This window comes from Streptomyces sp. NPDC059564 (assembly GCF_042735575.1).
GTDB lineage: Bacteria > Actinomycetota > Actinomycetes > Streptomycetales > Streptomycetaceae > Streptomyces.
The window spans coordinates 8623-18477 of record NZ_JBHWBP010000141.1 but is presented as its reverse complement, the minus strand read 5'-3'; the positions used below and the strand labels follow the sequence as shown (position 1 = coordinate 18477).

The following is a 9855-nucleotide window of genomic DNA, read 5'->3' as shown; positions in this document are numbered from 1 at the left end:
GTGCTGGGCCTGCCGCTAGCGGGCGGGCCCGGCCGGCCGTCAGGCGCGCCGCAGGAGCCGCTTCATCGCGTCCAGCAGGACGGCCTGGGGGTCCGAGACCGCTCCTTCCGAACGCCAGGCGACGAACCCGTCCGGGCGTACGAGGACCGCTCCGTCGGCCGCCAGCTCGTGCAGCTCCGCCCAGTCGGCGCCGTCCGGCTGGACCAGATCGGCGTCCGGCCCGGAGCCGATGGCGTAGGCGTCCAGGTGCGCGCCCGTCGTGCGCGCCACCTCCGCCGCGGCCTTCCGCCAGGGCGTCCCCTGGCCGCTGAGCAGCACGAACGCGCGCTCGTACAGGTCGACCGTGGAGATCCGCTCCCCCGCCCGGGTCAGCCACATGTGCGGGGCGCGGGTGCCGACGTCGCCCTTGAGGCGCATCGCCTCGGGGATGACCGGCCGGGACGGGTCGCCGCCGAGGACCGCGCCCTGCGTGTAGCAGTAGCCCATCGCGGTGGTGAGGACCCCGCTGCCCGGGCCGCCGCCCATGGTGGGGGGCGGTACGTACCCGGGGTGGCTGTGTTCGGCCGAACGGGCGGACGCGCGCTCGCTGGTGGCGCGGGCCACCGGGAGCCGCTCCTCCTCGTAGGTCTCCAGCAGCTCCGGACCGGCCGCGCCGCCGAGGACGGCCGCGACCTTCCAGGCGAGGTTGTGCGCGTCCTGGATGCCGGTGTTGGAGCCGAAGGCCCCGGTCGGGCACATCTCGTGGGCGGCGTCGCCCACCACGAACACCCGCCCGACCTGGTACTGCTCCGCGACCCGTTCGGCGGCGTGCCAGGGGGCCTTGCCGCCGATCTCCACGTCCAGGTCGGGCACCCCGATGGCCGCGCGGATCTGCGCCACGCAGCGCTCCTCGGTGAAGTCCTCCAGGGTCTCCCCCGTCTCGGGGTGCCAGGGGGCGTGGAAGACCCACTGGGTCTCGTTGTCCACCGGCAGCAGCGCCCCATCGGCGCCCGGCTTCATCAGGTAGCAGACGATGAAGCGCAGGTCGCCCAGGATCCCGGCGAGCCGCTCGGATCGGAAGACGATGCTCACGTTGTGGAACAGCTCGCCGTTGCCCGTCTGGCGGATGCGCAGGGCCTCGCGCACGGGGCTGCGCGGGCCGTCGGCGGCGATCAGGTAATCGGCGCGCACGGTGAGGTGCTCGCCGGTCTCACGGTCCTTCACCACGGCGCTCACGCCGTTCGCGTCCTGGTCGAAACTCATCAGTTCGGTGGAGAAACGCACGTCGGCGCCCTGCGCGCGGCTCTGCGCGGCCAGTACCGGCTCGATGTTGTTCTGGCTGCACAGGCACCAGCCGGTGGGGCTGAACTTGGTGAGCGCCCCGGACGGGTCGACGGCCTTGATGAGCCACTTGTGCTCACCGCCGACGAGCGAGGACTGGGTCTGCAGGATGCCCTGATTGGCCTCAAGGGCGGAGGCTTCCTTGCGGATGGCGGGTTCGACTCCCGCCGTGCGGAACAGTTCCATCGTCCGGGCGTTGATTCCGCGGCCGCGGGGGTGCACGGAGGTACCGGCGTGCTTCTCGACCAGCAGGTGCCTGATGCCGTGGCGGCTCAGGAACAGCGAGGTGGACAGGCCCACGAGGGAGCCGCCCACGACGAGGACCGGTACGCGAACATCGGCATGCTCTTCCATCAGCTGCGGGCTCCTGTTTCGTGTGGGGGGCAGTGGACGCCTTATGCCCCCGATCAGGGTTGTCGCCCTGGCGAGTCGCGTGTTGTCTCCCGCTTGATCCGGATCCGTAGCGATCCGCACCCGGCCGGATGACGATGAGCGACAGCGGCGGCCCCTCTCGGCACCACCACCCGCCGTCCCCGACCGCGGAGGCCCGCGGACCCGTAGCCACCGGCCGGCGGGCCCCGCGCCCCCGGGCAGTTGCCGCCGAACGACGCAGGTGAGCGCCTACGTGCCGGTCTCGGTGCACTCACGAAGGAGTGAGGAAATGACAACCACCCTGTCCGAACGGGTGTCGCAGTCCGCCTTCGACGGCTCCATGCTCCGGGTCGTCCTGCTGATGGACCTCCACGAGGGCGCGCAGCAGCGCTTCTTCGACGCCTACGAGCGGCTCCGGCACGACATCGCGTCGGTGCCCGGGCACCTGGGCGACCAGCTCTGCCAGTCCTTCGCGAACCCCTCGCAGTGGCTGATCACCAGCGAGTGGGAGAGCGCGCCCCAGTACCTCGCCTGGGTGAACAGCGAGGAGCACGCCGAGCAGGTCCGCCCGCTGGGCGCCTGTGCCCGCTCGATGCGCCCGCTGACGTTCACCGTCCTGCGGGAGACCGGCAAGCGCTACGAGGCCCCGCAGCGGGCGGTGGGTGCCCGGCTCCAGGGCGCGCCCCGGCTCGGCGCGGGCATCGTCCGGCACGCGCTGACCTTCACGGTCAAGCCGGGCAGCGAGAAGCAGGTCGCGAAGATCCTGTCCTCGTACGACTCCCCGCAGGCCCGCGTCGACGACCACACCCGGCTGTGCCGCACCTCCCTGTTCATGCACGGCAACCGGGTCGTGCGGGCGGTCGAGGTGCAGGGCGACCTGACGGCGGCGCTGCGGCACGTGTCGGAGCAGCCCGAGGTGCGCGCCGTGGAGCAGGCCATCAACCCGTACCTGGAGCAGGACCGGGACCTGGCCGATCCGGAGTCCGCGCGGATGTTCTTCATGCGCGCGGCCCTCCCGGCCGTCCACCACGTGGCCGCGCAGGGCCCGCAGCCGACGGAGGTGACGCGGCACGCCCTGTACTACCCGGCCAAGCCCGGCTGCGGTCCGCTCGTGGCGCGCTTCCTCGCCGGGCAGGACGAGGCGGCCGCGAAGCTGCCGACCAGTCCCGTGCTGAGCAGCAGCATCTTCCAGCGGGACGACGTCGTCGTACGGCTCCTCGACGTCCGCGGGCCGGCCGACGGCCGCTTCGCCGGCGGCTTCGGCATCGACGGCCCCCGCAAGGCGGCGGTGCTGCGGCGCCTGCTCGCCGGGGAGCCCGCCGGTGTGGCGGACGCCCCCCACCCCATGAACCCGATCACCGACCGGCACGCTCCGGCGCAGGCCTGATCCGGACGCACCCCACCAGCCCCTCCCCCCGTACCACCCCCCACCCCCACCCGGCAGCCCATGCGCACCGCCAGGCTCCCGATCCGCCAGGAGGAAGTCAGCATGACCAGACATCACCCGCGCATCGTCGACCTCAGCGAGACCCAGCCCAACCGCAGGCGCGGAGGTGATCTGCGTGCCGTCCTCACCCCGACGTCGGTGGGCTCGACCAGCGGTTTCATGGGCCTGGCGGTGATGGCGCCGGGCGAGTCGATCGCCGAGCACTACCACCCGTACTCCGAGGAGTTCGTGTACGTGGTGGCCGGCAGCCTGGAGGTCGACCTCGACGGCGAGACGCACCCGCTGCGCACCGACCAGGGGCTGCTCGTACCGCTGAACATGCGCCACCGCTTCCGCAACGTCGGCGACACCGAGGCCCGGATGGTCTTCCACCTGGGCCCGCTCGCCCCGCGCCCCGAGCTCGGGCACGTCGACACCGAGGAAGCCCCGAACCCCGAGGCGTCCGGGTGGGCGGAGCGCCCGCCGGAGCGCACGGGAGTGGTTTCGTGACCCGCCGGCGGGTGGCCGTGACCGGGGTCGGTGTCGTGGCCCCGGGCGGCATCGGCGCCCCCGCCTTCTGGGACCTGCTGTCCAACGGCCGCACGGCGACCAGGGGGATCACCCTCTTCGACCCGTCCGGGTTCCGCTCCCGGATAGCCGCCGAGGTCGATTTCGACCCGGCCGAGCACGGCCTGAGCGAGGACGAAGCGGCCCGGGCGGACCGGTACATCCAGTTCGCCCTGGTCGCCGCCCGCGAGGCGGTGGCCGACTCCGGCCTGGAACTCGACGGCGAGGGCGCCTGGCGCACCGGCGTCTCCCTGGGCACGGCGGTCGGCGGTACCACCCGGCTGGAGCACGACTACGTCGCGGTCAGCCAGCGGGGCGACTGGTGGGACGTGGACCACCGGCTGTCCTCGCCCTTCCTGCACCGCGCGTTCACGCCCGCCACCCTCGCTTCGGCGGTGGCGGAGCAGACGGGGGCGCGCGGCCCGGTGCAGACCGTCTCCACGGGCTGCACCTCGGGGCTCGACGCCGTCGGCTACGCCGTGCACGCCATCCAGGAGGGCCGGATGGACGTATGCATCGCGGGGGCGTCGGACTCCCCGGTCTCCCCCATCACCGTGGCCTGCTTCGACGCCATCAAGGCCACGTCGGCGAACAACGACGACCCGGCGCACGCCTCCCGGCCCTTCGACGCCGACCGGGACGGTTTCGTCCTCGGCGAGGGCGGCGCCGTGCTGGTCCTGGAGGAACTGGAGCACGCCCGGGCGCGTGGTGCGACCGTCTACTGCGAGATAGCCGGGTACGCCACCTTCGGCAACGCCCACCACATGACGGGACTGACCGCCGAGGGCCTGGAGATGGCCCGGGCCATAGAAACGGCCCTGGCCGAGGCCAGGGTCGGCTCCGGTGAGATCGACTACGTCAACGCGCACGGCTCCGGCACCAAGCAGAACGACCGCCACGAGACGGCGGCCGTCAAGCGGGTGCTCGGGGACCACGCCTACAAGACGCCGATGACCTCCATCAAGTCGATGGTGGGGCACTCCCTCGGCGCCATCGGGGCGATCGAACTCGCGGCCTGCGTCCTGGCGATGACCCACCACGTGGTGCCGCCGACCGCGAACTACGAGACCCCCGACCCCGAATGCGACCTGGACTACGTGCCGCGCACCGCCCGCAGCCACACCCTGCGCAGCGTGCTGTCCGTCGGCAGCGGATTCGGCGGCTTCCAGTCCGCCGTCGTCCTGACCCAGCCCAAGGAGGTACGCGCGTGAACAGCCGTACAGCCGGCAAGACGGTGGCCGTCACGGGCATCGGGGTCGTCGCGCCCAACGGGATCGGCGCGGACGCCTTCTGGAAGGCGACCCAGGCGGGCGACAGCGTCCTGGACCGGGTGACCCGGCAGGGCTGCGAGCACCTTCCCGTGCGGGTCGCGGGCGAGGTACGGGGCTTCGACCCCGGGGCGCTGGTCGAGGAGCGGTTCCTCGTACAGACCGACCGCTTCAGCCACTACGCGCTGGCCGCCGCCGACCTGGCGCTGGAACACGCCCGGCTCGGCCGGGCCGACTACGAGGACGACCCGTACGCGGTGGGCGTCGTCACGGCGGCCGGCTCGGGCGGCGGCGAGTTCGGGCAGCGCGAGCTCCAGCGGCTGTGGGGGCAGGGCCCCCGCTACGTCGGCCCGTACCAGTCGATCGCCTGGTTCTACGCGGCCAGCACCGGCCAGATCTCCATCCGGCGCGGGTTCAAGGGCCCGTGCGGGGTCGTGGCGAGCGACGAGGCGGGCGGGCTGGACGCCTTCGCGCACGCGGCCCGGGCGATCCGCCAGGGCAGCCGGGCCATGCTGGTCGGTGCGACGGAGGCCCCGCTCGCCCCGTACTCGGTGGTCTGCCAGCTCGGCTACGAGGGCCTCAGCGCCGGGGACGATCCGGAGCGCGCCTACCGGCCCTTCACGGACAAGGCGTGCGGGTTCGTACCGGCCGAGGGCGGCGCGATGTTCGTCGTCGAGGACGCGGAGGCCGCCCGGCGGCGGGGCGCGACGGTCCGGGCCCTGCTGGCCGGCCACGCCGCCACCTTCACCGGGACCCTGCGGCCGGACGAGTCCGGCGAGGGCCTGGCCCACGCCATCCGCGGCGCGCTGCGGGAGGCGGGCTGCGCCCCCGAGGAGGTGGACGTGGTCTTCGCGGACGCCCTGGGCACGCCCGAGGCCGACGCGGCGGAGGTGCGGGCGATCCACGACGCGCTCGGCGGGCACGGCTCGAAGGTGCCCGTGACCGCTCCCAAGACCGGGACCGGGCGTGCGTACTGCGCGGCCGGCACCCTCGACACGGCCGCGGCCGTACTGGCCCTGGAACACGGGGTGGTGCCGCCGACCCCGAACGTCTTCGACGTCTGCCACGACCTCGACGTGGTCACCGGCAGCGCCCGTGTCACCTCCCTGCGGACCGCGCTCGTGCTGAGCCGGGGCCGGATGGGGTCGAACGCGGCGATCGTCCTCCGCACAGGGCCCGAATCCCGCCGGTAGGGATCGGGACCCCGGTTGGTCAGGGCCGCGCAGAGTTCGGCGCGGCCCCCGGAAGCAGGAACAGAGAGAAGGCACCATGTCCGACCGACTGACCATCGAAGAGCTGGCGAAGCTCATGAAGAGCGCCGGCATCACCGTCGACCCCTCCGAGCTCGCGAGCCGTCCGGACTCCCAGTTCGACGACTACGGGCTGGACTCGCTGGGCCTGCTCGGCATCGTCGGTGAGCTGGAGAACCGGCGGGGCCGCGCGCTGCCCACGGACGCGGACCGCTGCAAGAGCCCCCGAGAGTTCATCGACCTCGTCAACAACAGCCTCATGACCGGAGCCTGACATGCCTGGACACACCGACAACGAGATCACCGTCAACGCGCCCGTCGACGTCGTCTGGGACGTCACGAACGACCTCCCCAACTGGCCGGAGCTGTTCAGCGAGTACGCGTCGATCGAGATCCTCGAGAAGGCCGGGAACACCACCCGGTTCCGCCTCGCCATGCACCCCGACGAGAACGGGGTGGTGTGGAGCTGGGTCTCGGAGCGCACCGTGGACCGCGACGGCCTCACGGTGAAGGCCCGCCGGGTCGAGACCGGCCCGTTCGCGCACATGGACATCCACTGGGAGTACGGGGAGGCGCCCGGCGGCGGCACCCGGATGCGGTGGGTCCAGGACTTCGCGATGAAGCCGGACGCGCCGATCGACGACGCGGGGATGACCGACCGCATCAACCACAACTCCCGCATCCAGATGGAACTGATCCGGGACAAGATCGAGCAGCGGGAGCGGGGCAGCCGCAAGCCGGCCGCCGCCCGCCGCTGAGGCGGACCCCTCCGGTCCGCCTCCCCCACCCCACCCCCACTCTCCCGAGTCGAAAGGCAACCCTCCCGATGCACCAAGCCCTCATCGTGGCCCGCATGGCGCCCGGTTCGGCACCCGACATCGCCGGCCTGTTCGCCGCCTCGGACGCGGGTGAGCTGCCCCACCTGGTCGGGGTCAGCCGCCGCAGTCTCTTCCAGTTCGGGGACGTGTACCTGCACCTGATCGAGTCCGACGAGGACCCCGGTCCGGCCATCGCGCAGGTCACGGGCCACCCGGAGTTCCGCGACCTCAGCGACCGGCTGTCGGCCTTCATCAGCCCGCACGACCCGGAGACCTGGCGGAGCCCGAAGGACGCCATGGCCCACCGGTTCTACCGCTGGGAGCGGGACGCCGCCCGCTAGTCCGTACGGGTGCCCTTGCCGCCGCCGCACCGGCCGGGCGGCCTGGGCACCCACGGCCACCGCTCGTGACGGAAGGAATTCGGCAGGTAGTTTTTACGTGAATACCTGACTGAATTGCCGTCAATAAGCCCGAACCCCTTATCTCGATTTGATAACGACATCCCTTTAATGGCCTGGACCTTTCCCGCGCAACGCGCGTAACTCCCTTGATTTCATTGGGAATTGACGGTTCATCAAATCAAGCCAGAAGGTAACGGATAGATTTCCTGGACCCGGCTCCCGTTTGTCCGAATTCTCCACGGCATCCATCTGGCAAGCTTCCGCGCACCCACTCTCCTGACCAGGACTTGAGGTGCGCATGACAGCACGACACACGGCCGGCCGGCGACGCAGACCGCGTGAACACCGCCGTAAACCCCGCCGCTTGATACTCCTCACCGCCGCCATGGCGACGGCGGCGGTGATCGCCGGCGGGATCGCGTACTCCGGCCTCGGCCCGGACGCCGAGGCGACCACTCCCGCACTGGCCTCGGGGGCCGGTGCGCCCGCCGAACCGGCTTCCGCACCGGCCCGGGACGCGGAACCGGCGGCCCTCGCGGCCGCCCCGGCGAACGAGAACGCCCGCGGCATGGTCTACGACGGGCTCGCCCCCGCCGCCAAGGGCGACCGCTGCGTCGGCGTCTACCGCACGGACGCCGGGCTCTGCACCCACGGCCCCGACGCTCCCCCCGGCGGCGTGGACATCAAGCGGGACGTCCAGCCCGTGGTCCGCACCAAGGCCCCGGCGGCCGACCCCGCCGCCCCCGCCGCCGCCGACCCGGCCGCCACGGAAGGCGGCGGGCGTCCTCAGGACGCGCCCGCCGCCGACGCCCGCACCGCGGGCACCGCCGCCGCGGCCAAGGCCCCGGCCCCGCCGGCCTCCGGCAGCCAGGGCATCGCGGCCGGTCCGGCCGGCCAGACCGTCCAGTGCGACGGCGACGGCACCTCCGGCAACCGCGTCCAGGTCGTCTACGCGCACGGCCCGGGCCGCGACCGGTACGCCGAGTACCTGGCCTCGTTCCGCAAGTGGGCGGCCGACGCCGACCTCATCTACGCGGCCAGCGCCAAGGAGACCGGCGGGATCCGCCACATCCGCTACGTCACGGCCGCCGACTGCACCCCGTCCGTGATCAGCATCGAGCTCCCGGACTCCGCGCTCGCGGAGTTCAGCGCCACCAACGCCGCGCTCGCCGGCAAGGGCCTCGACCGCCGCGACCGCAAGTACATGATCTTCGCGGACACCCAGATCTACTGCGGCATCGGCACCTTCAACGGCGACGAGCGGCCCGGCCAGAACAACCTGAGCAACTTCGGCCCCTCCTACGGGCGCACCGACTCGGGCTGCTGGGGCGGCCACACCGCCGCGCACGAACTCGGCCACAACCTCGGCGCGGTCAACAACAGCGCCCCCAACACCAGCCGCGGCGCGCACTGCACGGACGAGTTCGACGTCATGTGCTACTCGGACACCCCGTACTACCCGCAGATGCGCAACGTGTGCACGAACCAGGCCTCCGAGAACATCCTGGACTGCAACCACGACGACTACTTCCACACCAGCCCGAAGGCGGGCAGCTACCTCGCCACCCACTGGAACATCGCCGACAACCAGTTCCTGATGCGCGCCGACGGCGGCGGTACGGGTCCGAACCCGAACCCGAGCCCGAGCCCCACGGCGAAGCCCACGCCCTCCCCGACCAAGAAGCCCACGGGCGGCGGACCTGCGGTGACGGCCGGTCAGATCCAGGCCGACTCGGTGGTGCTGAGCTGGCCCCGCACGGACGGCGCCGCCTGGTACCAGGTGCTGCTGAACGGCAAGCACCTGACCTGGGTCCAGTCCACCTCCCTGCGCGTCTACGGCCTGAAGGCGGGCACCGAGTACACGGCCTCCGTCTCGGTCCGGGACACCGCCGGCCGTGACAGCGGCCCGGGCAAGGCCACGTCCTTCCGTACGACCGCCACCGGCGGCGGCGCCACCACCCCCGGCGCCCGCTACGTGCTCGGCAACGGCAGCAGCGGCATGGCCGCCGAGCTGTGGGACGGCCGCACCGCCGACGGCACGGTCCTCGTGGCCGGCCGGACCAACGGCTACGCGCAGCAGCAGTGGTACTTCGACGACGCCGGGAACGGGCTCGTCCGGATCCGCTCCGCCGTCTCCGGCAAGTGCCTCCAGCCGGGCGGCACCCCCGCCGCCGGGATGTGGGTCGCCCAGCGGCCCTGCGGGAACAGCGCCGACCAGCAGTGGCGGCTGAACTCCCGCGACGGCGCGGTGGCCGTCACCGACCCGAGCGGCGGATTCGCCCTCACGGTCAGCGGCCGCCCCTACTACGGGAACTGGCTGCTCGACCTCCAGCGCGCGGACGGCCGTCCGGCGCAGGCCTGGACGGTCCGCAAGGCGGGCTGACCCGCCGTGGGGGGGGGGGGGGGGCGCCCCCCGCGGCGCCGCGCCCGCGG

9 protein-coding genes are annotated in these 9855 nt (G+C 72.7%); 8 read left to right on the top strand and 1 reads right to left on the bottom strand.

Annotation, left to right across the window (positions count from 1 at the left end; translation table 11 throughout):
* Positions 1 to 39 precede the first annotated feature (39 nt).
* Complete coding sequence (locus ACFV0Q_RS22995) at positions 40 to 1674, bottom strand: FAD-dependent oxidoreductase (protein ID WP_385008180.1); 1635 nt, start codon at positions 1672 to 1674, stop codon at positions 40 to 42.
* A 307-nt stretch (positions 1675 to 1981) separates the two neighbouring features.
* On the opposite strand from ACFV0Q_RS22995, the gene ACFV0Q_RS22990 reads away from it, so the two are divergent.
* The 8 genes from ACFV0Q_RS22990 to ACFV0Q_RS22955 all read left to right on the top strand — a co-directional run bounded on the left by ACFV0Q_RS22990 (position 1982) and on the right by ACFV0Q_RS22955 (position 9805).
* Entirely contained in the window at positions 1982 to 3079 is a 1098-nt protein-coding gene (locus tag ACFV0Q_RS22990; RefSeq protein ID WP_385008179.1) for a SchA/CurD-like domain-containing protein, read from the top strand.
* Positions 3080 to 3181: 102 nt separating this feature from the next.
* On the top strand, positions 3182 to 3628 hold the full coding sequence (locus tag ACFV0Q_RS22985; RefSeq protein WP_266579798.1) for a cupin domain-containing protein: 447 nt from the start codon (positions 3182 to 3184) through the stop codon (positions 3626 to 3628).
* Entirely contained in the window at positions 3625 to 4896 is a 1272-nt protein-coding gene (locus ACFV0Q_RS22980) for a beta-ketoacyl-[acyl-carrier-protein] synthase family protein (RefSeq protein WP_385008178.1), read from the top strand. Before ACFV0Q_RS22985 ends, ACFV0Q_RS22980 begins: the two co-directional genes overlap by 4 nt.
* Positions 4893 to 6146 (top strand): ketosynthase chain-length factor, encoded by a 1254-nt coding sequence (locus tag ACFV0Q_RS22975; RefSeq protein WP_385008177.1) that lies wholly within the window; start codon positions 4893 to 4895, stop codon positions 6144 to 6146. The genes ACFV0Q_RS22980 and ACFV0Q_RS22975 overlap by 4 nt, the downstream gene beginning before the upstream one ends.
* 76 nt (positions 6147 to 6222) lie before the next feature.
* Positions 6223 to 6477 carry a phosphopantetheine-binding protein gene (locus ACFV0Q_RS22970; protein ID WP_266579792.1) on the top strand — a complete coding sequence of 85 codons (255 nt, stop codon included), beginning with the start codon at positions 6223 to 6225 and terminating at the stop codon, positions 6475 to 6477.
* Between the two features lies 1 nt (position 6478).
* A complete protein-coding gene (locus ACFV0Q_RS22965; RefSeq protein ID WP_385008176.1) occupies positions 6479 to 6961 on the top strand; it encodes an SRPBCC family protein in 483 nt (160 codons plus the stop codon).
* A 68-nt stretch (positions 6962 to 7029) separates the two neighbouring features.
* Positions 7030 to 7362, top strand: a complete 333-nt coding sequence (locus ACFV0Q_RS22960) for a TcmI family type II polyketide cyclase (protein WP_385008175.1) — start codon at positions 7030 to 7032, stop codon at positions 7360 to 7362.
* A 424-nt stretch (positions 7363 to 7786) separates the two neighbouring features.
* Positions 7787 to 9805 (top strand): RICIN domain-containing protein, encoded by a 2019-nt coding sequence (locus ACFV0Q_RS22955; RefSeq protein WP_385008174.1) that lies wholly within the window; start codon positions 7787 to 7789, stop codon positions 9803 to 9805.
* The last annotated feature ends 50 nt before the right edge of the window (positions 9806 to 9855 follow it).

Bases quoted from the DNA above. Each gene is read 5' to 3' on its own strand.
- ACFV0Q_RS22995 (WP_385008180.1), bottom strand. From the start codon at position 1,674: ATGGAAGAGCATGCCGATGTTCGCGTACCGGTCCTCGTCGTGGGCGGC.
- ACFV0Q_RS22990 (WP_385008179.1), top strand. From the start codon at position 1,982: ATGACAACCACCCTGTCCGAACGGGTGTCGCAGTCCGCCTTCGACGGC.
- ACFV0Q_RS22985 (WP_266579798.1), top strand. From the start codon at position 3,182: ATGACCAGACATCACCCGCGCATCGTCGACCTCAGCGAGACCCAGCCC.
- ACFV0Q_RS22970 (WP_266579792.1), top strand. From the start codon at position 6,223: ATGTCCGACCGACTGACCATCGAAGAGCTGGCGAAGCTCATGAAGAGC.
- ACFV0Q_RS22965 (WP_385008176.1), top strand. From the start codon at position 6,479: ATGCCTGGACACACCGACAACGAGATCACCGTCAACGCGCCCGTCGAC.
- ACFV0Q_RS22960 (WP_385008175.1), top strand. From the start codon at position 7,030: ATGCACCAAGCCCTCATCGTGGCCCGCATGGCGCCCGGTTCGGCACCC.